We start from the raw sequence: 24,035 nt of genomic DNA, 5'->3' as shown, positions 1-24,035 counted from the left end.
AGTATAGCATTGTTAAAATCCCGGCTGGCCGCATATGGATCAGGTTTATTTTTGCGGTAAAGGCTTGACAGCCTCTCCTCCATATAACAACAAGCACTTCACGTCAAGGATTCTAAATGCAAGATTCGTTATTGTTCCGCATGCCCTTTGCCTCCCGCCCCCTGCTGGCGCGCTTTCTCGCCCTCTTCGCCGGCCTCACCCTCAGCACCGCCGTGCTGGCGAGCGAAACGCCGCAGGTCTCGCTGAAAACCTCCATGGGCGAGATCGTGCTCGAACTCGACCAGGAAAAAGCGCCGAAAACCGTCGCCAATTTTCTGCAATACGTTAAAAGCGGACATTACAAGGGCTTGATTTTCCACCGCGTGATTAACGACTTCATGATCCAGGGCGGCGGCATGGATGAAAAAATGCTGCCGCGCCGCACCAACAAGCCGGTCCAGAACGAAGCCAAGAACGGCTTGCTGAACGTGCCCTACTCCATCGCCATGGCGCGCACGCAAGATCCGAATTCGGCCACCTCGCAATTTTTCATCAACGTCGCCGAAAATACCAATCTCGACTATCCGGGGCGCGACGGCTTCGGCTACACCGTGTTCGGCAAGGTCATTTCCGGCCAGGAAGTGGTCGACAAGATCAAGGGCGTCATGGTCGACGACGTGCGCGGCAACCAGAACGTGCCGGTCACGCCGATCGTCATCAAGTCCGCCACCATCGTCAAGCCCTGAATTTTCACTGTTGCCGTAAAATAGCGGCGCCGTAACCAATCACCCAACCAAGAGGAATCACACATGGCCATTCTCATCACCACCAACATGGGCAACATCACCGCCGAGCTGGACGCCGAAAAAGCGCCTAAAACGGTTGCCAACTTCCTCGATTACGTGGCCAAAGGCCATTACAGCAACACCATTTTCCACCGCGTCATCGCCGACTTCATGATCCAGGGCGGCGGCATGGAGCCGAACATGCGCCAGAAGCCAGCCGACCAGACCGTCGAAAACGAAGCCAGCAACGGCCTCAAGAACGATACCTACACCCTGGCGATGGCCCGCACCTCGGCCCCGCATTCGGCCTCGGCGCAGTTCTTCATCAACGTCAAGAACAACAGCTTCCTCGACTATCCAGGCCAGGACGGCTTCGGCTACGCCGTGTTCGGCAAAGTTACCGAAGGCAAGGAAGTGGTCGATGCGATCCGCAAGGTCAAGACCAAGAGCGGCGACGTGCCTCTCGAGCCAGTGATCATCGAAAAAATCGAAGTCATCTAAGCCAGGCAGAGCAAAAAGCATGATGCGCGAGCAAACCCCACCGGCAGCGGCCCAATGACCCTGCCTGCGCGAACGCTCGCGCTGTTTATTTCAGACCTGCATCTGCAGGAAGCGCATGCGCGCACCGTGGATGCCTTCTTCGCTTTCCTGGAAGAACGCGCGATGGCGGCGCGCGCACTGTATATCCTCGGCGACCTGTTCGAATACTGGGCCGGCGACGACGATCTCGACGCGCCCCTGCACCACCGCATCGCAGCAGGCATCCGCGCCGTCAGCGACGCCGGCATTCCGGTCTACTGGATCGCCGGTAACCGCGACTTTTTAGTGGGCCAGGCCTTTGCCGACGCCGCCGGCATGCAATTGCTGGACGAGCCGCACAGTGCCGAGATTGGCGGGCAGAAAATTGTTGTCGTGCATGGCGATGCCCAATGCACCGACGACGTCAAGTACATGGCATTTCGCCAGCAGGTGCGCCAGCCGGCCTGGCAGGCGCAGTTCCTGGCCATGCCGCTGGCGCAGCGCAAGGCGATCATCGCCAACCTGCGCGAAGGCAGCAAGGAAGCGCACAGCACCAAGACCATGGACATCATGGATGTCACGCCGCAGGCGATCGACGCGCTGTTCGCCGCCACCGGCACGAACGTGCTGATCCACGGCCACACGCACCGCCCGGCCTTGCACGAGCACGGCGGCAAGCGCCGCTACGTGCTGCCCGACTGGGAGCCCGATGCCGAACCGCCGCGCGGCGGCTGGATCGCCATCGGCGAGGGCGGCGTCATCACGCGCCACGACCTGGACGGCAAAGTCATCGGCTGAGAGCGGCCGGCAACACCGCTCTGTCCGGTCAAAGCCGGCCGAATACCAGGCTGGCGTTCACGCCGCCGAAACCGAAGCCGTTCGACATGGCATAGTCCGTCGCAATCTTGCGCGCGGATCCGCTGACGATGTCGATCCCTTGCGCGGCCGGATCCGGCTGCTCCAGGTTCAATGTCGGCGGCGCCATCTGGTCGCGCAGCGCCAGCACGGTGAAGATCGCTTCCACCCCGCCAGCGGCCCCCAGCAAATGCCCGGTGGCCGACTTGGTGGCCGAGACGGCGGGACCGCGCCCGGCGCCAAAAATCGCCTTGATGGCGGCCAGCTCGCTGGCGTCGCCCACCGGGGTGGAGGTCGCATGCGCGTTCACGTGCCCGATGTCTTCCGGCGACAACCCGGCTTGCCGGATCGCCAGTTCCATGGCGCGCCGTCCGCCGGCCCCATCCTCGGGCGGCGAGGTCATGTGATAGGCGTCGGCGCTGGTGCCATAGCCCAGCAGTTCGGCAATCGGCGTGGCGCCGCGGCGCCGCGCGTGCTCCAGTTCTTCGATGACCAGCATGCCGGCGCCCTCCCCCATCACAAAACCGTCGCGCGCCAGATCGAATGGCCGCGATGCCCTGGCCGGGTCGTCATTGAAGCCGGTGGACATGGTCCTGGCAGCGGCAAACGCCCCGAAACTGACGCGGTCGATGCAGGCCTCGGCGCCACCGCACACGGCGATATCGGCCTCGCCCGAGCGAATCAGGCGCGCGGCGTCGCCGATGGCCTGGGCACTGGCGGCGCACGCGGTCACCGGCGCCCCGAGCGGGCCACGAAAGCCGTGGCGGATCGAAATGTGACCGGCGGCCATATTGGCCAGGAAACTGGGGACGGTGAATGGCGACAGCCGCTTCGGCCCGCGCCCATCGGTGGTCCGCACGGCCTCCACGATGGCGCCGAATCCGCCCACGCCCGAGCCGACAATGGTGGCCGTGCGTTCGCGCGCGCTGTCGGTGCCGGGCTGCCAGCCGGCTTGCCGCAAGGCCTCCTGCGCGGCGGCCATGGCAAACAGGGTGAAGCGGTCCATTTTCTTGTGGTCCTTGGGCTCGACAGCGACGGCCGGATCGAATCCCCATGGGCGCTCCGGGGTCAGGTCCGGCACCACGCCGGCGACCTTGGCTGCGATTGATTCCGTCATGTCCTCGGGCAGCGCCAGCAATCCCGATTGCCCGTCCAGAAGACGGCGCCAGACGGTCTCGACTCCGCAGCCCAGGGGCGACACGATGCCCATGCCAGTAACGACAATACGTCTTGTACTCAAACCAGACTCCTCGTTTAACAATGAAAATATGCAGACAGGATTGGCAAAATACGCCATGCGGCGGCACGCGCGCAGGGAAGCGCGGCGCTGGAATCTGGCGCTCAGTATAGGGCGATGCCAGAGGAAAGATTGGCACATCGCGCCAACGAATATGCAAAATACGCCATAATGATGGACTATGAAGCTATCCTGGCAAAGTGCCCTGACCGTCTCGTCCCACTTCCTGCACGGGATGCTGCACTGCGTGCGCACCCGTCATGGCGCCAAGGTGGCGGCACAGGTCCTCGCGAGCGCCGCGATCCCGCACTCGCTTCTCGACCAGCCCGATGCACGGCTGACGCGCCAGCAATACGTTGCGCTGTACCGGACAGTGGCGGCCTCGCTCGACGACGAAATGCTGGGATTGTGGTCGCGGCCGATTCGCACCGGCACGCTGAAATACCTCATGCTCAGCCTGCTGGATGCGCCGACGGTGCTGGTCGCCTTGAATCGTTTCGTGCGCTTCTGGAATCTGCTGCTCGACGATTACCGGCTGCAGATTTCAACCAAAAACAATCTGGTACGGCTGGCGCTCGTGGAAAGAACGGCTGGCACGCACGTCACGCCGCTTGGGCACGAGTTGATGATGAAGCTCATTCACGGCATCGCCTCCTGGCTGCTGGGCAGGGAGATCATCCTGCACGCGGTCGAATTCCGCTTCGCCAGGCCCAGGCATGTGGAGGACTATGCCTTTCTCTACCCCGGCGAAGTACGCTTCGATGCCGGCATGACGAGCATCTACTTCGCCTACCAGGACTGCGCCGGGGCGTTCAAACGCGAGAAACACGAACTATGGGCATTCCTGAAACGCGCGCCGGAAGACTGGACCTTCAGCACGCTGCAGCGCGCCTCGATGGCGGCCAGGACACGGGAATATCTTGAGCAAAACATGGCGCAGCGGCTGACCATACAGGGCCTGGCGCAGGGCTTGCATACCTCGGTGCGCACGATCAACCGCCGATTGGCCGGGGAAGGCACCCATTTCCAGTCGGTGAAAGATGGCCTGCGGCGCGATATTGCCGTTCATCGGCTCACGAACTCCAACACCAGCGTGGCGGCGCTGGCCTTCGACCTGGGCTTTTCCGACGCCACAGGCTTTTGCCGCGCATTCAAACATTGGACCGGTAGCAGCCCTTCCGACTATCGCAAGGGTAGCCGCCAGGGCGAGTGACGGCTCAGTCGGCCGGCAGCGGCGCCTGCACCACCGCGTACGAAGTCACGCCGATCAGCATGCCACTGCCGATGGCGATCCCGCCCGGCACCGGCTTGCCCCAGGCCAGCGCCGGGGTCGAGACGGTGCCGTCCGGCTTGACCTTGCGCAGCAAGCCCTGCCCGCTCAGGTACATATCGCCATTCGGCGCGAACGCCATCTCGGTATTGCCGTGGAAACCCAGCATGGCGTTGCCGGCCGGGCCATCGAGGTCGCCCATCCAGAACGGCGAACCGGCGAAGCGGCTCAGGGTGCCGGCCTTGTTCAATTTGTAGATGGCCACGCTGGCCGCGTCGGCCACGTACAGATTGCCCGGGCGGTCGTAGGCGATACTGGCCGGACGCAGGGACCTGTCGTCCAGGCCGTCGCGGCCGTAGCCGACATCGACGATCAGCTCGGTCACCTTGCCCGATGGCGACACCTGGCGTACCGCGGCGGAGCCGGCGATGGCCAGGTTTTCTTCGGCATCGACGGCGATATCGAGGACATCGTTGGTTTGCGGCGTGTACGACTGCACGATCGTGGTCGCGCCGCGCTCGATCCTGACGATATGGTCGTTGTCGGCCACGTAGACGGCGCCGTTCGGGCTGATCGCAATGCTGTAGGGCTGACTGAAGGTCGCGCCCTTCATGCCGTTGCCGGCAAACACGCTGACCGTGCCGTCGGGGCTGACCATGCGCACCAGGTTGGTGGCGTGGTCGGCAATGTACAGATTGCCGGCCGCATCGGCCGCCGTACCGTCTTGCCGGTTCAAGCGCGCCGAGGTGCCCTTGCCGTCCACGCTGCCGCTGGCCACCGCTGTCGCGGCCGAGGTAGTGACGACGCCAGCCGGAGTCACGATGCGGATCGACGGCGCGCCACTGTCGAGCGCAACGATATTGCCCGAGGCCGCCATGAGCAGCGGGCCGAGATAAGAAAAGCGGGCATTGGCGCCGCTGCCGTCGCGCACCGCGCCGCCGGCGCTGTTGCCGGCCACGGTGGTGACCACCCCGCCGGGAGTGACCTTGCGCAACAGGTCGACATCGCTGACATAAATGTCGCCAGCCGCATCGGCCACCATGGCGCGCGGCGCCACCAGCACGGCCCCGGCGCCGACCCCGTCGCGCGCCGAGCCGGAATTTCCACCTGCAACAAAGGTCGCGACGCCGCCGGCGATGCGGTAAATCCGGGTGAATTCGGACACATACAGCGTTCCGTCGCTGGTGACGGCAATCCGGCTCGGGCGCCGCATTTCCCGCTGTTCGGCCGGATTGCGGGTCCACGTCACGCGGCTGACCACGCCGGCTGGCGTGACGCGCCGGATGCCGGCGTATTCCAGCACGAGGTAGTCGCCATTGACATCGAGCGCGATCTCGGCCGGACGGTCGAAAAACGCTTGCGCACCGGCGCCGTCGCCACTGCCAATGCGCCCGGTGCCGGACTGGCAGACCGCCTCGACCGTCCCGGCCAGGGTGCTGACCACGCCGGCCGGCGTGATCTTGCGCAGGGTATTGTTGCAGGTGTCGGTCACGATCAGATCGCCGGCGCGATCGACGATCAGGCGCGACAGGTGATTGAAATTGAAGCTGGCCGCGCTGCCGGCGCCGTCGTCGCTGCCGTAGCGGGCGATCGAACCGGCCAGCACCGACATCGCGCCAGACGGCGTGAGTTTGAAGATGACCTGCTTGGCGCGGTCGAGCACGTAGGTGTTGCCGGCCTTGTCGATCGCCATGCCGTTCGGAATCTGCAGCACGGTTTCCTTGCCGGCCCGTACGGACTGCATGCAGGTGATGCCGAGCGCGGCCATGTCAGCGTCGCCGGTGGCCACGTAGTCGGTCACGCCGGGGCCGCATTTGGCGGCGACGGGCTTGACGTCCGGGGTCGGCGCCGGTGTGCCCGGCGCGGGACTTGAACCGCCCGATCCGCCGCCGCAGGCCGTGAACAACACGCAGGAAAGCAAGGCGGCGCTGCGGCGCAAGGCGGTGCTCAAGGGAAACGGCAAGTCATGTGGCATAGGATCGGCGGGAAAGCGGGAGGAGCGTCAATATACCCGCCAAGCCGCGTCCGAAGCAAGCGCTGCGGGGCGGCAGCGCATGCGCCCTCACCCTCGCCCCGTTCAAGCGTTGCCGACAAACCGCCGCTGCGCCGCCGGTTTGCCGGGCTCGCCTTATCGCGGCAGCGGTGCGAAGACCACCGCGTGGCCCGCCATTCCCATCAGCTTGCCATTACCGTAGGAAACGCTGCCGATATTCGCCAGCCCCCACGCCAGCGCCGGCGTCGAGATCGTGCCGTCGGGCGCGATCTTGCGTACCTTGCCGTTACCGCTCAAATACATATCGCCATCCGGCGCAAACGCCATTTGCGGGCCAGAGTAAAATCCGATCAGCCCGGTACGCGCTGGTCCGTCGCGCTGGCCAGTGGCGTTCGGCGTCCCCGCAAACAGGGTAAACGCGCCGCTCTTGCCCCCCTTGAGGATCACGCCATGATCGAGATCGGCCAGGTACAGATTGCCGTTGCGGTCGAATGCGACGCTGGCAGCCCAGATACCAGAAACGCTGCGGCGCTCTTCCATTGCCTGCGGCGCCACATCCTTGTAGTCGATGCGGCGCACGATCTTGCCGTCGGCTGACATCAGGATGACTTCCGAATACGCCGCCAGCGCAAGATTGCCATCCGCGTCGACGGCGATGTGGGTGACGTTCCCGATCCTTTCCGATGAAATGGTGCGCATGACGCCGCCCTCGAACTTGAGCACGCGCTGGCCGTCGGCTACGTACACCGCATCCCTGGCGTCAACGGCAACGGCGGTCGGATAGTACAGCGCGTCGGCGCGCAAGGCGGTTGCGCTCGCCTCGTTCCTGGTGCCGGGAATGCCCGCAAACACCGTGGCCGCGCCGTCCGGGCCGACCCTGCGCACCACGGCGCGGTCCGGCTCCGCCAGGTAGAAATTGCCCTTCGAGTCGACCGCGCTTTGTCCGATGCCGCCAAAGCGCGCGAGCGCGCCGACACCGTCCTGCTCACCGGCTGCCAGCGGCGTGGCGGCCAGCGTGCTGACCGCGCCCTGTGGCGAGAGCTGGCGCACGGCGTCGGCCCCGACATCGACCATGGTCAGCACGCCCTGTGCATCGAACGCCATGCTGCCAACCGTATTGAAGGTGGCGCTGGCCACGCTCCCATCGCGCGCGACCAAGGGGCCGACGTGGTTTCCCGCCACCGTCGTGACCAGGCCGTCCGGCGTCATCTTGCGCACCGCGCCGCCCTGGGTGATGTACAGATTGCCGGACGCATCGAGCGCGAGTCCGTTGATTCTCGAAAAGCCGGCGGCGGCGCCCTGCCCGTCACGCGAACCGTTAGCGGGAGGGCCGCCGGCGATGAAGCGCGCTACGCCATTGGTGATGCGGTAGATGCGGGAGGCGTCGCTGGCATACACGACGCCATCCTTGCCGGTCGCGATGTTGGTCGCACGCCCGAGTTGCGACGTGGAAGCACTGTCAATGGCCCACTTGATCGCGCTCACTTGTCCTGCCGGGGTAATGCGCTGCACGATCGCATCGGCCGAGAGCACCAGGTAATCGCCATTCGCGTCGAGCGCGATACCGCCCGGCCGGCTCAGCGTGCCGCGCGTGTCGCCGCTGTAGATATACGCCTGCGACGTGTAGGGAATGCAGTTGGCGCGTTGTGTGCCCGCCACCGTCGAAACCAGCCCTTCCGGCGTGATGCGGCGCACCGTATTGTTGCAGGTATCGGTGACGATCAGGTTACCCGCTGCATCGACCATGGCGCGCGATTCGTAGTTGAAACTGAAGCTGGCCTTGTCGCCCTGGCCGTCGGCGAAACCGTGCACCATGCGCGAGCCGGCCAGGGTCGTCATGCCGCCCTGCGGCGTGATCTTGTGGATCAGCTGGGTCGAGGCATCGATGACCAGGATATTGCCGGCCTTGTCCATGGCCATGCCGATCGGGAACTGCAGCTCCGATTGCACACCGGCCAGCACGTTAGCCGATGGCGCCGCGCCCGGCGCTGGCGTCACCGGGCCGGGCGTCGCCGGTACCGGGCTGGCGGGAGCCGACCCACCCGAGCCGCCGCCGCACGCGCCAAGCGCGGACGCGATCAGGATTGCCACAGCGCACAGGATGGAGGAGGAACGACGGGGAAACGGGTGGACGCGCTCGGAATGCATGGTCGGCTTCTCGTGAATGGGAAAGTCGGTCAATATACGCATATTCATATGGCAATCAAAATTTAATTCAGGAAATCTGCTTGCTTGCTGATACCTTGTTGTATTTATTGCTTAGCAATCCCGGCAACACGATGTCGACCTGATTGATGAGCAAACTATTTACTTAGGACTCTTAATTTAATTCCTGGGCGTGTTAAGATGCCTCCATGGACATCAAACTAGAAACGCCGTGGGACGGCACACCGGATATTTCAGCGCGCATCGTGGTGGCGATCAGCCGCGTGTCGAGCGTGCTGCGCGCCGGCATGTGGGAGTTCGCCACGGCGGAAAACCTCAATCCGACCCAGGCCGAGATTTTGCAACTGCTGAAAGACCGCAGCACGGGCGTGCGCCTGTCGTGGCTGGCCGCGCAGTTGTCGGTGTCGCCTGCCAGCGCCAGCGATTCGGTCACAGCCCTGGTCGCCAAGGGCCTGGTGCGCAAAGCCCGTGCCGAGGACGATGGCCGCGCCAGCGCACTGTGGCTGACCGGGCAGGGCAAGGCGATGGTCGAGAAAATGATGTCGGCCCTGGGTTTTGCCGACGATGCCGCCGCCGCGCTCGACGCCGAGGTCAAGGACCAGTTGCTGGTCGGCCTGTTCAAGCTGATCGCGCAGTTGCAAAAGAGCGAGCGCTTCCCTGCCCTGCGCGCTTGCCTGTCGTGCCGCTTTTTCGAGGCCAACGTCAATCCCGGCAGCGCCGCGCCGCATCACTGCGCCCTGGTCAAGGCGCCCCTGCCGATTGCATTTTTGCGCATCGATTGCGCCGAGCATCAAGCGACCGACCCGGCGACGGAACGGCGCAACTGGGAAGCGTTCGCCTGAACTTTTTTTTGCTTTAAATAGTTAGGACTCCTACCGAGAAGCGAGCAAGGCCGCGCTTCTCATTTCCTCAACCGGCCTGTTTATAAAGGAAACACCATGTCCCGTATCGCCCTCCTCACCCGCGAGCAAGCCCCTGCCAACGCCGCTCCCCTGCTCGACCAGGTCCAGGCCGCCTTTGGCGCCACCCCGAACATGTTCCGCGCCGTCGCCAATTCGCCGGCGGCGCTGGCCAGCATGTGGGCCGCCTTCGGCGCGCTCGGCGGCGGCACGCTCGGCGCCAGGCTCGGCGAACAGATCGCGGTCGCCATTGCCGACCTGAACCACTGCGAATACTGCCTCGCCGCCCACACCATGCTTGGACGCAAGGCCGGCGCCAGCGCGCAAGAGATGAGCGCGGCCCAGGCCGGCCAGTCGGACGACCCGAAAAGCGCCGCCGCCCTGCGCTTTTCCGTGGCCATGGTCAGGGAGCGTGGCCAGGTCGACGCCGCCGAAGTCGACGCGCTGCGCCGGGCGGGATTCAACGATGGCGAGATGATGGAAATCATGGCCCACATCGCGCTCAACCTGTTCACCAATTACGTGAATGTCGCCTTTGCGGTACCGGTCGACTTCCCGCAAGTGAAGTTGCGCGCCAAATGATGGGCGCCGCCGCACCCGAATTCGAGGTCAGCGCCTGGGTGGGCGCAGCCGGACCGGTCAGCCTTGCCGCTTTGCGCGGCAAGGTGGTGGCGGTGTACGCGTTCCAGATGCTGTGCCCGGGCTGCGTGTCGCACGGCATTCCGCAGGCGAAGCGGATCGGGCGCACCTTCACCCGCGACGAGGTGGAAGTGCTGGGACTGCACACTGTGTTCGAGCACCACGCCGCCATGGGCCGCCCGGCGCTGGAAGCGTTTATCCACGAATACCGGATCGACTTCCCGGTCGGCATCGACCAGCCGTCGGAGCACGGCCCGGTGCCGCGGACGATGGCGCGCTACCAGCTGCGCGGCACGCCGACCCTGCTGCTGTTCGACCGCCACGGCGTGCTGCGCCACGCGCTGCCCGGCATGGTGGACGACATGCGGGCCGGCGCGCTGATTGCCGCGCTGGTGGCCGAATCGGTGGCCGACACCGGGACGCAGCCGCACTGCGACGACGGCGCCTGCCGACTTTAAACAACCATCTTGCATTGGAAAAGAAATGAAATCCGTCATACCAGCACTTGCCGCCACGATCCTGTGTGCGGCACTCCCGGCTTGCGCCCACCAGGGCCACACCGGCGGCATCCACAGCGCGCCGGCGAAAGCCGTCAATGCGCCGTTCGACATCATCCATACCAGGATCGCCAGGGAAGGCAACATGGCGGTGTTCCACATTGCCGTGTCGGGCAAGGCGGGCCAGTCGCGGCCTTCCGCGACCGGCAAGCTGGCCGGCAGCAGCGTGTTTTCGTACGTCTGGCCGACGTCGCTCGATCCGTCCGTGGCCGGGTTCGACAAGGGCGCCGGCATCCTCGCGTTCGCAGTGACCTCGCATCCCGATTTCGACGACACGCCCCTGTACGACGAGAATGGCGACGGTGATCTGAAAAACGATGGGGATCTGTGGCATTCGCACTGGGTGGTGCTCGAACCCGACGATGCCTGCGGCAAGGGCGCGCTGAAAGTGGTCGACATTCCGGCCGGCGCAGCGCCCAGGTTGCCGACAACCTGGCCCGGCCTGCCGCTGCTGATCGACAGCCCTGGCTACAGCCCGGTATTCAAGGGAACGACCCTGGAAGTGCGGGTGCCGTTCGAGGATGTGGGCGTGCTGGCCGACGCCAGTTTCGACGGCGTGACGGCGGCGCTGCGCGTCAACGCCAGCGTGCACAGCCCGCTGCTATGCGTGGCGAATGTGTTCAAGGTCGCATCAGGCACCTTGAGCCTGCCGGGCAAGGTCGGCAAATAAGCGCTCCGGCGCGCTCCCGCAGACGGGCGGCGCGCCGCGTGCCAGGTCCTCAGTTGGGCGGCAACACTGTCTGCATGACAGCACCGACCGTCATGCCGTACAGTTTTCCATTGCTGTAGACCATGCTGTAGATATCCGCATTGCCCCACCCCAACTGCGGGGTCGACAGCCAGCCGTCCGGACTGATCTTGCGCACCTTGCCGTGCCCGCTCATATACAGATCGCCATTCGGCGCGAAGCTCATCTGCACCGTGGAGTAAAAGCCCAGCGCCGTCGAGCGCGCGGGACCATCGGCACTGCCATGCTGTCCCGGCACGCCGGCAAATACCGACAGCACGTCCTGCTTGTCGAGCTTGAGAATGGTCTTGCTGACGACGTCGGCAATGTACAGGTTGCCCGCCGCGTCCAGCGTCAGGCCGGTCGGATTGAATCCGTCCGACGCATCCGTCAGGCCGGTGGCTTTGAGCATGCGCTGCACGTCGACCAGCACGCTGACCTGGCCCGATGGCGTGATCCTGACCACTTTTTCCGGCATCGTGGCCAGCACGTTGCCCTGCGCATCGATGCGCATCTCCACGATCCGCGGCAAGGCCGTCGAGGGTGTGATCGCGGTCATTTTACCGTCCACGATCTTGCCGATCCAGCCCGTGTCAGCCACGTACACGGCACCGGCCGCGTCCAGCGCGACCGCCCTCGGAAAGCCGAACAGGATCGGATCGAGGCTGGGGCTGCGCGAACCGCGCGTACCGGCGAACGTCGTGACGACGCCTTCCGGACCAATCTTGCGCACGACCCGATAATTGGAATCGGCGAGGTACAGGTTGCCGGCGGCGTCGACCGACAGGCGCATGGTGTACAGGAAGCTCGCATTCGAGCGCGCACCGTCGCTGCTGCCGATGTAGTACGGCGTTGCCGCCGAAGTTGTCACCACGCCCGACCTGGTAATGGTCTGTAACACATCATCGTCGCCCAGGCGTGCGATATTTCCTGCCGGATCGAATGCCAGCATGCCTGCGTAAGCAAGGCGGGGGCCGGTGCCATAGCCCGGCGGTCCGATATTCGAGTCCGCGCCACCGGCCAGGGTAGTGACCAGGCCAGCGGGCGTCATCTTGCGCACCATTCCGACATCCGAAAGATACAGGTCGCCGGATGCATCGACCTTCATCGAGGACAGAGCGCTGAACACCGCGGACCTGCCCATGCCATCGCTCATTGGCCTCACATCGCCGCCGTCGCCCGCCAGCAGGGTCGCCACGCCGCCCGCGATGGTGTAGACGTTGCTGTAGTCGGCGGCGTACAGCGTGCCATCTTTTCCCATTGCCACGAGATGCGGCTGGTTCAGCGGCGCCGCACTGCCGGCCGGGCTGGTCCAGCGCACGGTGGTGACGACGCCGGCCGGGGTCACGCGGCGATAGCGCGCGCCCTGCTCCAGCACCAGATAGTCGCCGTTGGTCGCCAGCGCCAGTTCGAACGGCTGGTCGAACAGCGCCGCCGCGCCGGCGCCGTCGCGGATGTCGATCGCTTTGTCGTTGTAGACGCAGACCCGGCGCGGCGTGCCGGCGATGGTGCTGACCACGCCCGCCGGCGTGATCTTGCGCAGCGTGTTGTTACAGGTATCGGTGAGGATCAGGTTTCCGGCGCCATCGACGATCATGCGCGAGCGACGGTCGAAATGAAAACTGGCGGCGCCGGCGTTACCATCCTGGGCCCCGAACACACTGGCCGAACCGGCAAATGTGGAGATAACGCCGGCCGGCGTCATCTTGAGCACGACCTGGCGCCCCACATCCATGATGAAGGCATTGCCCGACTTGTCCATCGCCATGCCGGCCGAGGTGTGCAGCGGCACCGCTGTTCCGGCCAGGATGAGCGGGAAACAGTTGACCCTGATGTTGCTCACGGCGCCCTTGCCGACCGTACCGGCGCCATCGGTGACGCTGCAGGAACGCCCCGCCGGCGCGGTCACGGCGACCGCATACGGCGTCCCTTCGCGTCCACGCTGGCGAAACTGAAACGTGCCATCGCGGTCCACCACGACGCTGTCGCCACCGTTCGCCAGCGACAGCGGGACGCCCCACTCCAGGCCGGCGACCGTGCCGCCGATCTCGTAACCCTGGCCGCTTGCCGGCGGCGCCGGGTCCGGGGTAACAGGTGCCGGCGTGGCCGGCGCGGGATTGCCGCCACCGCCACCGCCGCCGCAGGCGGCCAGCGCGGCGCACAGTGCCAGCGAAAGTGAATGGTTCAGGATGACCTTGCGGCCCGATGTGGAAGGTATGGTTTTCATGAAGGAGACGAACGGGGAGGCAAGTTGGTGGGAAGACCGCGATCACGGGAGTAACAACGGCTGCAGCGCGCATGCGCATTGCCGCCGGTACGGCACGACACCCGTTTGGTGCAATTGCAAAGACCGGGAATATAACAGAAACACTATGGAATATTTACAGTAGGAAAATATTATCTCTAATTTTATTTCACATGCATACGCCTATAGCGTGGAGAACTGGTGTTATAGTTAACTACATCACCACCGCATTACCTCACCAACAGGGAGGAAACATGCCTCACCAGTCAACATCACATCCGCGGGAGGGCCGTCCATGACGATCGGCTGGAACGACAACACGCCCATCTATCGCCAGCTCAAGGAAAAAGTCGTCGGCATGATGCTCGACGGCGCCCTCAAAGCCGGCGACGCCCTGCCCTCGGTGCGCCAGGTCGCGGCCGAGTACCAGCTCAATCCGATCACCGTCTCGCGCGCCTACCAGGAACTGGTGGACGAGCAACTTGTGGAAAAACGAAGGGGAATTGGCATGTACGTCACCGAAGGCGCGAGCGAAAAATTGCTCGCCAGCGAACGCGAGCGCTTCATGCGCGAAGAATGGCCGGCCATGCTCGAACGCATCCGCCGCCTCGGCCTGGACCTGGGCCAGTTGCTGCACCCGCAAGACGGAGGCCAGTCATGAGCACCGTCCTCAGCGCCCGCAATCTGAACAAGCGCTACGGCAAGTCGGTGGCGCTCGACAATATCAGCTTCGACATTCCCGCCGGCCGCATCGTCGGCCTGATCGGCCCCAACGGGTCGGGCAAGACCACCACCCTCAAAGCCGTGCTCGGCCTGACCGATGTGGCCGGCGAGCTGTCGGTGCTCGGCTTCGACCCGCGCACCGAGCGCGACGCGCTGATGCAGCAGGTCTCCTTTATTGCCGACGTGGCCATCCTGCCGCGCTGGCTGCGCGTGTCCGAGGCGATCGACTTCGTCGAAGGCGTGCATCCGCGCTTTGACCGCGCCAAGGCCGAGCGCTACCTGGCCGCGACCAAGCTCACGCCGGCGATGAAGGTCAAGACCATGTCCAAGGGCATGATCGTGCAACTGCACCTGGCGCTGGTGATGGCCATCGACGCCAAACTGCTGGTGCTCGACGAGCCGACCCTGGGCCTGGACATCATTTACCGCAAGCAGTTCTATCAAAACCTGCTGGAAGACTATTTTGACGCGGACAAGACCATCATCATCACCACCCATCAGGTCGAGGAAGTCGAACATATCCTCACCGACCTGCTGTTCATCCGCGACGGCAAGATCGTGCTGTCGGCCTCGATGGACGAGGTCGGCGAGCGCTTCATCGAAGTGATGGTCGCGCCCGACAAGCTGGGCGCCGCCAATGCGCTGCAGCCGATCGACCAGCGCAGCGTGTTCGGCAAGTCGGTGATGCTGTTCGACGGCGTGGCGCGCGAACAGTTGGCTATCCTCGGCGAAACGCGCAACCCCAGCGTCGCCGATTTGTTTGTCGCCACCATGAAAGGAAGCTACGCATGAACACAATGACATGGTTGCTCAAGCGCGAGTTCTGGGAGCACAAGGGATCGTTTTTCTGGGCGCCGCTCATTCTCGGCATGGTGATGGTGACGGTGAGCGGCATCACCGTCATCTATGGCCTGAGTCAGGGCCAGGTGCCGCTGACGATGCGGATCAACGGAGAAATACAAAGCCTGCAAGCCATGTTCGCCGGCATGTCGCCGGACGACTACCGGCAAGCGGTCGGCATCCTGTTGAACATTTGCCTGGGCGCCGGGCTGCCGCTGCTGGCAATGCTGGCCGTGACCACGTTCTTCTACTGCCTGGGCGCCCTGCACGACGAGCGGCGCGACCGCAGCATCCTGTTCTGGAAATCGCTGCCGCTGTCGGACACCCACACGGTGCTGTCGAAAGTGCTGATGGCGACCGTGGCCGCGCCGCTGATCGTGATCGGCATCAGCCTGGCCACCTCGTTCGCATTGATGCTCGTGATCGGCACGGCGGCGCTGTTTCACGGCGCAAACGTGTTCGGCGCCATCCTCGGCAACCCGGCGTTCTACATGCTGCCGCTGCAAGCGCTCGGTGTGCTGCCGGTGTACGTGCTGTGCGCGCTGCCGACGGTCGGCTGGCTGCTCATGGTATCGAGCTGGGCCAGGTCGAAGGTATTCCTGTGGGCGGTCGGCTTGCCTGTGATCGCGCTGATGCTGGTGAAATGGGTGGATTACGTGCTGGGAATGAACTCGGCGGCGGCCTGGCTGGCCACCAACGTGGCCGGACGCATGCTGCTGGGACTGGTGCCGGGCAGCTGGCTGTTCGGGCACAACCGGGCCGGCGCCGTGCTGCGCGAACCGGGCATGGATGTGCTATCGCAAGCCTTGCCGGTGCTGACCACGCCGGGCGTGTGGGTCGGCGCGGCGGCGGGCGCCCTGATGATCTATGCGGCGATTCGCTTGCGCCGCTTCAAGGACGAAGGCTGATGCTGCAAGCAGGTTCCGCCAGCGGCGGAACCGGTAGCGCGCTTACTCGAACTGCGTTTTAAAGGCCAGGAACTGCAGTTTGAGGTCGTCGACCTCGGCCCGCAGCGCCGCCACTTCCTGCTCCAGCTGCGCCACCCTGCTGCCCTGGGCCGGCGCGCTGACCACGCCGAACGAGGACTCCTGCTGCGCCAGTGCCGCGTCGCCACCGAGGAGCTGCCCGTAGCGCGGCTCCTTGGTGCCCGGCGCCAGCGCCAGGCGCGCCACGATCGGCGGATACTTGTCGATCAAAAACTGCAGGCACGCCTCGACATCGGCCACCGACTTGAATTCGTGCAGGCGCCCGCTACGGGTGCGGATTTCACCGGCGGTCTGCAAGCCGCGCAGCATCAGGATGGTCAGCACGGCCAGCTTGTCCTGCTCGAGCGACCATTTGATGCGCATGCGGTGCTCGTACTTGGTCACGCGCGCGCCAGCCTGGGTGATACCGTTGACGAACTTGCGCTGCATCAGGCGTTGCAGCACGTCCTGCACGGTTTCGTCGGACAGCTGCATCACCGGGTCGCGGCTCGAGAGCTGGTTGCAGCCGTTGGTGATGGCATTGAGCGACATCGGATAGTTGTCGGGCGTGAGGCCTTCCTTCTCGGCCAGCACCGCCAGCACGCGGATTTCGAACGGGTCCAGCAAGGCAGCGCCGTCGGCGCCGCCCGTTGATTCTTGTGTCGTACCTTCTAGTGTCATGCGTGTGTCCTTACTCGACCAGTTTATTGAGCTTTACCGAATCCAATTTATCACACTCGGGCGTGCTCGGGCAGGCGATTCCCGCCGACTTCATCAGCGCCATCAGGCGGTCGAGCTGTTCATCCTGGCGCGCCGCGTGATTGATCAGCCCGTGCAAGGCTTTCGACAGCGGATCGTCGCCGTTCGGGGTCACGCCGTAGGCCGAGAACAGATGCGAACTGGCGCGCGTATCGACCTCTTTCTGGACGATGTGGGCCGGATTGCCGACCGCCGTCGCGCCGGCCGGCACCGGCTTGATCACCACCGCGTTCGAGCCGACCTTGGCGTATTCGCCCACGGTAAACGAGCCGAGCACCTTGGCGCCGGCGCCGATGATGACGCCGCGTTCCAGGGTCGGATGGCGCTTGGTGCCGCTGTTGAGCGAGGTGCCCCCCAGGGTCACGCCCTGGTAGATGGTGCAGTCGTCGCCGACGATGGCGGTTTCGCCGATGACCACGCCGAAGCCATGGTCGATGAACACGCGCCGTCCGATGGTGGCGCCGGGATGAATCTCGATGCCGGTCAGGATGCGCGCCAGGTACGAGATGAAACGCCCGATCCATTTCAGATTGCGGCTCCAGCAAGCCTGCGCCCAGCGATGCATCATGATGGCCTGAAAGCCAGGATAACAAGTAAACACTTCCCATCCGTTACGGGCGGCCGGGTCGCGTTCTATGATGCTCTTGATATCTTCGCGCAGGTGTAAAAACATAAACAGGGACGTGGGAACAGTTGCGATACAGGCATGGTAGCGTATCCGCCCGCCTCCCGCTTATGTGTGGTCAATTTGCCCGCTTCGCATACAGCTGATTACGGGAAAGCACATTTCGCGACGATAACTAAGGTGCAATGTTACCTGCGCGATGAACGAGGGAAGTTGACGATATTGCCGCGTACACAAACGGCAACAGTCCTTGCAGCTAAAGCAAAGACAGCACGACCAAAATGGAAATTTGCAGGCAGGGAGGATTGGCACGCCGGCACGGAGTTACCGGGCCGGCGTGCCGGATATCAGCCTTCGCGCGCGATGCGCTGGCGGCGTGCTTCGTACAGGCAGACGCCCGACGCCACCGACACGTTCAGGCTCTCGACCGAGCCGAACATGGGAATACCGACCAGCACGTCGCAGGTTTCGCGGGTCAGGCGGCGCATGCCCTCGCCTTCCGAACCCATGACGAGCGCGGCCGGACCGGAGAAGTCCGCTTCATACAAGCCCTTGTCCGCATCGTCGGTGGTGCCGATCAGCAGGATGTCGCGCTCTTTCAATTCGCGCATGGTGCGCGCCAGGTTGGTGACCGTGATGTACGGCACGGTTTCGGCGGCGCCGCTGGCAACCTTGGCGGCGGTAGCGTTCAGGCCAACCGCGCGGTCCTTCGGCACGATGACCGCATGCGCGCCGACACCGTCGGCCACGCGCAGGCAGGCGCCCAGGTTGTGCGGATCGGTGATGCCGTCGAGGATCAGCAGCAGCGGCGGACCTTCGATCGCATCGAGCAGCTCATCCAGGTTGCGCGCCAGCGCCAGTTGGCTGGCGAAGGCGATCACGCCCTGGTGGCGCCGGGTTCCGACGATCTTGTCGAGACGGGCCGAATCGACCGGCATGACGCGCACGCCCAATGCCTTGGCATTGGCGACGAGATCGTGCATGCGGCGATCCTGGCGGGTCGCATCGACAAAAATTTCTTCCACCGACGAGGCCTCGTGACGCAGACGCGAGGTCACCGCGTGGAACCCGAAAATCATTTTATTCTTCATGTGTTATCGCTTGCTCTTATTCGTTTTGCTTGTTGATTTGGTGCTGGAATTGCTGGTGCCCGCCGGTTTTGCGGAACGGCTGGTGGACTTGCCTGCGGTTGAACCGGACTTGCTGCGCTTTGGCTTGGCGCCCGGCGCTTCCGCGCCGACGCTCTCGTCGAGTTCGTAACGCGAAGCGGTGTTGCCTCCCCCGTTGTTTGCGCCGCCGCCCGACGAGCGGCCCTGTTTGCCCGACTTGGCCGGCTTGGCGTCGAGCGCCTTGTGGGCCGCGCTCTTTGGTTTGCCCGCGCCGCTGTCTGCCTGCACGCTGGCGCCGGCCAGGACCAGGTCGATCTTGCGTGCTTCGAGGTCGACGCGCGAGACCTGCACGGTCACGCGGTCGGTCAGCTGATAGCGCTTGCCGGTGCGTTCGCCGCGCAGTTCGTGGCGCGCGTCGTCGTACTGGAAGTAATCGGTACCCAGTTCGGTGATGTGCACCAGGCCTTCGACGAACAGCGCGTCGAGCTGGACAAAAATGCCGAAGGTCGTCACGCCCGAGACCACGCCGGTGAATTCTTCACCGAGCTTGTCCTTGATGAAGTAGCACTTGAGCCAGGCTTCGACGTCGCGCGAGGCTTCGTCGGCGCGGCGTTCGTTGGCCGAACAGTGCACGCCCAGGGCGTCCCAGATGGTCAGGTCTTTTTCGTTCTTTTGCTTGCCATCGGCCTTGTCTTTGGCCTGCTGCTTGCGCGTGGCGTTCGACAAGGTGGTGTTCAAACCGGCCAGGTCGATGCCTTTCGGCTCGTATTTCTTGCCGAGCAAAATGGCCTTGATGGCGCGGTGCGTCAGCAAGTCGGGATAGCGGCGGATCGGGCTGGTGAAGTGGGCATACGCCTCGTACGCCAGGCCGAAATGGCCGATATTGTCGGGGCTGTAGACCGCTTGCTGCATCGAACGCAGCAGCATGGTTTGCAGCAGCGACGCGTCCGGACGGTCCTTGATCTGCTTCATCAGTTCGGCATAATCGTTGGCGGCCGGCTTGTCGCCGCCGTTGAGATTGAGGCCAACCTGCTTCAGAAACGTACGCACTTGCGTCAGCTTTTCCTTGGTCGGCGACGCGTGGATGCGGTAGGTGCCCGGATGCTTGTGGCGGATCAAGAGGTCGGCCGCGCAGACGTTGGCCGCCAGCATGCATTCCTCGATGACCTTGTGGGCGTCGTTGCGGGTGCGTGGAATGATCTTTTCGATCTTGCCCAGCGCATTGCAGACGATATAGGTTTCGGTGGTTTCGAAGTCGATCGCACCGCGTACCTGGCGCGCCTTGTGCAGCGCGTGGTACACATCGTACAGGTTGAGCAGGTGCGGCACGATGGCTGGACGGCGCGCCGCTTCAGGACCGGCGGTGTTGCCGAGAATATCGGCCACTTCGTTATAGGTCAGGCGCGCAGCCGAGTGGATCACGGCCGGATAGAACTGGTAGGCCTTGATCTCGCCCTTGTCCGAAATGACCGCGTCGCACACCAGGGTCAGGCGGTCGACGGCCGGATTGAGCGAACACAGGCCGTTCGAGAGCTTCTCGGGCAGCATCGGAATCACGCGGCGCGGGAAGTACACCGAGGTGCTGCGTTCGAGCGCGTCGACATCGAGCGCATCGTTCGGCTTGACGTAATGGGACACGTCGGCGATCGCCACGATCAGGCGGAAGCAGTTGGCCTTGCCGACCTTGACCGGCTCGCAATAGACCGCATCGTCGAAGTCGCGCGCGTCTTCGCCGTCAATGGTCACCAGCGGCACGTCGCGCAGGTCGACCCGGTCTTGCAGGTCGGCTTCGCGCACTTCGCCGGGCAGCTTGGCGGCCGACTTGAGCGCGGCGGCGGAGAAAATATGCGGCACGCCGAACTTGCGCACGGCAATTTCGATTTCCATGCCGGGATCGTCCAGGTCGCCGAGCACTTCGACCACACGGCCGGCCGGCTGCTTGAAGCGCGACGGCTGCTCGCTCAGCTCGACGCTGACGATCTGCCCCGCCTTGGCCTTGCCGGGCGAACCGGCAACCAGGATATCCTGGCCGATGCGCTTGTCTTCGGGAGCGACGATCCAGACGCCGTTCTCGTTGAGCAGGCGGCCGATCACATGACTGTTGGCGCGCGTGACGACTTCGACGATGGTGCCTTCCTGGCGGCCGCGGCGATCGGTTCCTGTGACTTTGGCGAGCACACGGTCGCCATGCAGGACTTTCTGCATTTCTTTGTCTGACAGGAACAGGTCTTCGCCCGGTTCGTCGGGGATGACGAAGCCGAAACCGTCGCGGTGCGCGCTGACCTTGCCGGCGATGAAGCCGGAATGGTCGGCCAGGCCGTAATTGCCATCGGCGTCGGCGTGGATCTGGCCGTCTCGCTGCATGGCATTCAGACGCCTGGTTAACACCTCCAGCGCGGCTGGCTTGACCTTGAGCGTGCGGGCGATGGCTTCAAGATCAAGCGTCGTGCCCGCGTTGCGGAAAATGCCGAGAATGTCCTCGCGGCTGGGAATGGTATGAGTAATTTGGTTCAAATGTTTTTCTATATTTGTTTTTGGCAGTTAGCGCGGGAAACGTCTGGCCGCGTGACTGACACAGTGATGATTGACACGGTGATAGGCGTAGTGTAACGGAGGTCGGTCCGATTCGCCTAACGAAGCGTGCTTTGAAAGATTCTTCGGTCAGGGCTGTGACATTTCCAAATCTTCGGCTATAATTTCGGTCTTTCGCGGAAACACAACGTTGAAGCGGGAGAAAAATGCAGCATATTCGCATGGTGTTGAGCGAAAAGAGTAACGAAAGTTAGTCTGGCGCAAAACTCCGAAAGCGAGTATGATAGCAGAAGTCGGCGGCAACGCCGGATGGCAGCAAAAGAAGTGCAGTAACAGTAGTAAATTTGCAGCAATGCCCACGTGGCGGAATTGGTAGACGCGCATGGTTCAGGTCCATGTGCCGCGAGGTGTGGGGGTTCGAGTCCCTCCGTGGGCACCACTCTCCAGATGTTTTGGCGAGTACCAGGTAGTAAATAGTTGCAGTAGCGTAGTAGCTGTATCAATGCCCACGTGGCGGAATTGGTAGACGCGCATGGTTCAGGTCCATGTGCCGCGAGGTGTGGGGGTTCGAGTCCCTCCGTGGGCACCACTCTACCGGGTTAGTCTATTCCCGCAGAATTCCAGAAGCGCCGCAGTCCTTGCATAAAGGCTGCGGCGTTTTGCGTTGTGCGGCCGGTTTTATGCAAGCCACATCATCCCCATCCAGAAAGTCGCCATGATTGATCGTTTGCCCGGCCGCATACTCGCCGTTTTTGCCTTGTCCCTTTCCGCCTTGACCCTCTGCGGCGCCGTCCATGCCGACCCGGTTGACGACATCGTCAACGCCGAAATGGCGCGCCAGCGCATTCCCGGCGCCGCCATCGCCATCGTCAAGGAGGGAAAAATCATCAAGCAAGCCGGTTACGGCATGGCCAACCTGGAGCACCAGGTGGCTGTGACGCCCGATACCGTGTTCCAATCCGGCTCGCTGGGCAAACAATTTACCGCCGCGCTGGTCCTGTTGCTGGCGTCCGACGGCAAACTCAAGCTCGACGATCCGATTTCGCGCCATTTACCTGGCACGCCGCCGGCCTGGAAAAAGATCACGGTGCGCCATTTGCTCAATCACACGGCCGGTTTGCGCGATCCCGACGATATCATCAAGCTGAATCAGGATTACACCGATGCGCAATTGCAACGCGCAGGCGCCAGGCTGGCGCTCCAGTCGGCGCCGGGGACGAAATGGGCGTACAGCAATTATGGCTACCAGTTGCTGGGCATCCTGTGCACGCGCGTGGGCGGAAAACACTACGGCGAACAGCTGCGCAAGCGCATCTTTGAACCGGCAGGCATGCAGGCACGCATCATCAGCGAGCGCGATATCGTGCCGCACCGCGCCGCCGGCTACGACCTGGTCGGGGACGAATTCAAGAACCAGGAATGGGTCTCGCCCACGCTCAATACCACCGCCGACGGCAGCCTGTACCTGACTGTGCGCGACCTGGCCAAATGGCACATCGCGCTCGACGGCGACAGCGTGCTGGGCGCGGCGATCAAGCAAGCCATGTGGACGCCCACCACGCTCAAGGACGGCAGCACGAAAGCCTACGGTTTCGGCTGGGAGACCTGGCCCACGCTCGGGCGGACTTCGGTCTGGCACGACGGCGCGTGGCAGGGATTTACCACGCAGGCCACGCGCTTCGTCGACGATGGTCTGACGGTCATCGTGCTGACCAACCGCTCCGAGACCGACATCGCCTTTCTGCTGGAAGTGGTCGCGGAACACTACCTGGGAGAGCCGCCGCTCTAACGTTCAATGCGATAATACGGGCGACTTCCGATCGTCGCCTGTGCAGCCATGCCACCCAAACTTCCTTATCGTACGCCCTACTACCATCCGGACGACGCCTCGTACCTGCTGTTCGAAGCCGGATCGGCGTTTTACCTGAGTTTGTCGGACAAGAGCGTCTGCCGCGTCCTGGAGCGCTTCAACAGAGCAGGCCGCGACTATCAAAAATTTGTCGCCGCGTACCCGGATATATGCTGCGAACCGCTTGCGCCGTTCTATCTGTACCGCAAAGCGACGGGCATGCTGGACGAGCACCTGCTGTGCGACCTGCTGTTCTCGGGCGCCTGGCAGGAAGCCAACTGGGGGGCCTGGCTGGCTGCGCTGGCGCCGCAGCCGATGTACGCGGCGCACCTGAGCCGGCGCCTGCCCACGCTTGCGCACGGAAGAACTGTCCTGCGGCTGGCGCTTGGCGCTTGCGGCGAAACGCTGCCGCAGGAACTCGAAGCATGCTCCGCCGCGCTCGACGAAGTCAGGGAGACGCTGGCGCGTTTGCCCGCACAGCCTGCGCCCCTTCGCCTGTATCCCTCACCTGAGCACCTGCGTGCCTGCCATCGCGAGCGCCTTGCGATAAGCGCCGCATACCGTGCAGGTGGCCTGGAGGCAGCCAAACCGCTGATCGGTCAAGGCCTCGCGGGGTACTACAACATGACCCATGCCGAATGGCTGGCCGCCGGGGCACCCGAGGCGCCCACGGTTCCCCATCTGCGCCAATTGCGCCATCGCGTGCTGCCGCGCTTCTGATGAGCACGCGGCACGCTTGACTTGCGGCGCCAACAGGCTATG

Annotated in this window: 21 protein-coding genes and 2 tRNA genes; 15 read left to right on the top strand and 8 right to left on the bottom strand. The window is 63.8% G+C overall.

Annotated elements, in window-relative coordinates; all coding sequences use genetic code 11:
• Window positions 1-116: 116 nt before the first annotated feature.
• The 3 genes from F1609_RS04210 to F1609_RS04200 all read left to right on the top strand — a co-directional run bounded on the left by F1609_RS04210 (window position 117) and on the right by F1609_RS04200 (window position 2,081).
• Complete coding sequence (locus F1609_RS04210; RefSeq protein ID WP_167075002.1) at window positions 117-725, top strand: peptidylprolyl isomerase; 609 nt, start codon at window positions 117-119, stop codon at window positions 723-725.
• A 63-nt stretch (window positions 726-788) separates the two neighbouring features.
• Entirely contained in the window at window positions 789-1,265 is a 477-nt protein-coding gene (locus F1609_RS04205) for a peptidylprolyl isomerase (RefSeq protein WP_166898629.1), read from the top strand.
• Window positions 1,266-1,319: 54 nt separating this feature from the next.
• Window positions 1,320-2,081: a UDP-2,3-diacylglucosamine diphosphatase gene (locus F1609_RS04200; protein ID WP_167075000.1), complete on the top strand. Its 762-nt coding sequence runs from the start codon at window positions 1,320-1,322 to the stop codon at window positions 2,079-2,081.
• A 28-nt stretch (window positions 2,082-2,109) separates the two neighbouring features.
• On the opposite strand, the gene fabF is transcribed toward F1609_RS04200, so the two are convergent.
• Complete coding sequence (gene fabF, locus F1609_RS04195; protein WP_167074998.1) at window positions 2,110-3,378, bottom strand: beta-ketoacyl-ACP synthase II; 1,269 nt, start codon at window positions 3,376-3,378, stop codon at window positions 2,110-2,112.
• Between the two features lie 178 nt (window positions 3,379-3,556).
• On the opposite strand from fabF, the gene F1609_RS04190 reads away from it, so the two are divergent.
• On the top strand, window positions 3,557-4,588 hold the full coding sequence (locus tag F1609_RS04190; RefSeq protein ID WP_167074995.1) for an AraC family transcriptional regulator: 1,032 nt from the start codon (window positions 3,557-3,559) through the stop codon (window positions 4,586-4,588).
• A 4-nt stretch (window positions 4,589-4,592) separates the two neighbouring features.
• Here the strand turns inward: F1609_RS04190 and F1609_RS04185 are convergent, their stop codons facing one another.
• Together F1609_RS04185 and F1609_RS04180 are read right to left on the bottom strand one after the other, a co-directional pair.
• Window positions 4,593-6,620: an NHL repeat-containing protein gene (locus tag F1609_RS04185; protein ID WP_167074993.1), complete on the bottom strand. Its 2,028-nt coding sequence runs from the start codon at window positions 6,618-6,620 to the stop codon at window positions 4,593-4,595.
• A 153-nt stretch (window positions 6,621-6,773) separates the two neighbouring features.
• Window positions 6,774-8,786 (bottom strand): NHL repeat-containing protein, encoded by a 2,013-nt coding sequence (locus F1609_RS04180; RefSeq protein ID WP_167074991.1) that lies wholly within the window; start codon window positions 8,784-8,786, stop codon window positions 6,774-6,776.
• 206 nt (window positions 8,787-8,992) lie between these two features.
• On the opposite strand from F1609_RS04180, the gene F1609_RS04175 reads away from it, so the two are divergent.
• From F1609_RS04175 to F1609_RS04160, 4 genes are all read left to right on the top strand, one after another.
• On the top strand, window positions 8,993-9,646 hold the full coding sequence (locus tag F1609_RS04175; protein WP_167074989.1) for a MarR family winged helix-turn-helix transcriptional regulator: 654 nt from the start codon (window positions 8,993-8,995) through the stop codon (window positions 9,644-9,646).
• A 96-nt stretch (window positions 9,647-9,742) separates the two neighbouring features.
• Window positions 9,743-10,285 (top strand): carboxymuconolactone decarboxylase family protein, encoded by a 543-nt coding sequence (locus tag F1609_RS04170; protein ID WP_167074987.1) that lies wholly within the window; start codon window positions 9,743-9,745, stop codon window positions 10,283-10,285.
• Complete coding sequence (locus F1609_RS04165) at window positions 10,285-10,800, top strand: peroxiredoxin family protein (protein WP_167075569.1); 516 nt, start codon at window positions 10,285-10,287, stop codon at window positions 10,798-10,800. The genes F1609_RS04170 and F1609_RS04165 overlap by 1 nt, the downstream gene beginning before the upstream one ends.
• Window positions 10,801-10,825: 25 nt before the next feature.
• A complete protein-coding gene (locus F1609_RS04160; protein WP_167074985.1) occupies window positions 10,826-11,569 on the top strand; it encodes a hypothetical protein in 744 nt (247 codons plus the stop codon).
• Window positions 11,570-11,618: 49 nt separating this feature from the next.
• Here the strand turns inward: F1609_RS04160 and F1609_RS04155 are convergent, their stop codons facing one another.
• Complete coding sequence (locus F1609_RS04155; protein ID WP_167074587.1) at window positions 11,619-13,853, bottom strand: NHL repeat-containing protein; 2,235 nt, start codon at window positions 13,851-13,853, stop codon at window positions 11,619-11,621.
• A 313-nt stretch (window positions 13,854-14,166) separates the two neighbouring features.
• Here F1609_RS04155 and F1609_RS04150 point away from each other — a divergent pair, with 313 nt between their 5' ends.
• From F1609_RS04150 to F1609_RS04140, 3 genes are read left to right on the top strand one after another with little or no spacing between them, the layout of a single operon-like run.
• The gene (locus F1609_RS04150; RefSeq protein WP_167074983.1) at window positions 14,167-14,532 is read left to right on the top strand and encodes a GntR family transcriptional regulator; all 366 of its coding nucleotides are present in this window, start codon (window positions 14,167-14,169) and stop codon (window positions 14,530-14,532) included.
• On the top strand, window positions 14,529-15,386 hold the full coding sequence (locus F1609_RS04145; protein WP_167074981.1) for an ABC transporter ATP-binding protein: 858 nt from the start codon (window positions 14,529-14,531) through the stop codon (window positions 15,384-15,386). The genes F1609_RS04150 and F1609_RS04145 overlap by 4 nt, the downstream gene beginning before the upstream one ends.
• Complete coding sequence (locus F1609_RS04140; protein ID WP_167074979.1) at window positions 15,383-16,342, top strand: hypothetical protein; 960 nt, start codon at window positions 15,383-15,385, stop codon at window positions 16,340-16,342. The genes F1609_RS04145 and F1609_RS04140 overlap by 4 nt, the downstream gene beginning before the upstream one ends.
• A 42-nt stretch (window positions 16,343-16,384) precedes the next feature.
• On the opposite strand, the gene F1609_RS04135 is transcribed toward F1609_RS04140, so the two are convergent.
• The 4 genes from F1609_RS04135 to rnr form a co-directional block, all read right to left on the bottom strand.
• A complete protein-coding gene (locus tag F1609_RS04135) occupies window positions 16,385-17,080 on the bottom strand; it encodes a YceH family protein (RefSeq protein WP_167074977.1) in 696 nt (231 codons plus the stop codon).
• Window positions 17,081-17,090: 10 nt separating this feature from the next.
• The gene (cysE, locus tag F1609_RS04130) at window positions 17,091-17,831 is read right to left on the bottom strand and encodes a serine O-acetyltransferase (RefSeq protein WP_167074975.1); all 741 of its coding nucleotides are present in this window, start codon (window positions 17,829-17,831) and stop codon (window positions 17,091-17,093) included.
• Window positions 17,832-18,130: 299 nt separating this feature from the next.
• Window positions 18,131-18,874: a 23S rRNA (guanosine(2251)-2'-O)-methyltransferase RlmB gene (rlmB, locus tag F1609_RS04125; RefSeq protein ID WP_099880211.1), complete on the bottom strand. Its 744-nt coding sequence runs from the start codon at window positions 18,872-18,874 to the stop codon at window positions 18,131-18,133.
• A gap of 3 nt (window positions 18,875-18,877) precedes the next feature.
• Window positions 18,878-21,406: a ribonuclease R gene (rnr, locus tag F1609_RS04120; RefSeq protein ID WP_167074973.1), complete on the bottom strand. Its 2,529-nt coding sequence runs from the start codon at window positions 21,404-21,406 to the stop codon at window positions 18,878-18,880.
• A 372-nt stretch (window positions 21,407-21,778) separates the two neighbouring features.
• Between rnr and F1609_RS04115 the strand changes: the two genes are divergently transcribed.
• The 4 genes from F1609_RS04115 (at window position 21,779) to F1609_RS04100 (ending at window position 23,993) form a co-directional block, all read left to right on the top strand.
• Window positions 21,779-21,863, top strand: a tRNA-Leu gene (locus F1609_RS04115).
• 65 nt (window positions 21,864-21,928) lie between these two features.
• A tRNA-Leu gene (locus tag F1609_RS04110) sits at window positions 21,929-22,013 on the top strand.
• Window positions 22,014-22,139: 126 nt separating this feature from the next.
• On the top strand, window positions 22,140-23,213 hold the full coding sequence (locus F1609_RS04105; protein ID WP_167074971.1) for a serine hydrolase domain-containing protein: 1,074 nt from the start codon (window positions 22,140-22,142) through the stop codon (window positions 23,211-23,213).
• A gap of 48 nt (window positions 23,214-23,261) precedes the next feature.
• Window positions 23,262-23,993 carry a hypothetical protein gene (locus F1609_RS04100; RefSeq protein ID WP_167074970.1) on the top strand — a complete coding sequence of 244 codons (732 nt, stop codon included), beginning with the start codon at window positions 23,262-23,264 and terminating at the stop codon, window positions 23,991-23,993.
• Window positions 23,994-24,035 lie beyond the last annotated feature (42 nt).

Source organism: Massilia aquatica (assembly GCF_011682045.1).
In the GTDB taxonomy this organism is placed as follows: domain Bacteria; phylum Pseudomonadota; class Gammaproteobacteria; order Burkholderiales; family Burkholderiaceae_D; genus Telluria_A; species Telluria_A aquatica.
Note: the sequence above shows the minus strand (reverse complement) of the source record. Positions and strands in the feature narration are given on the sequence as shown.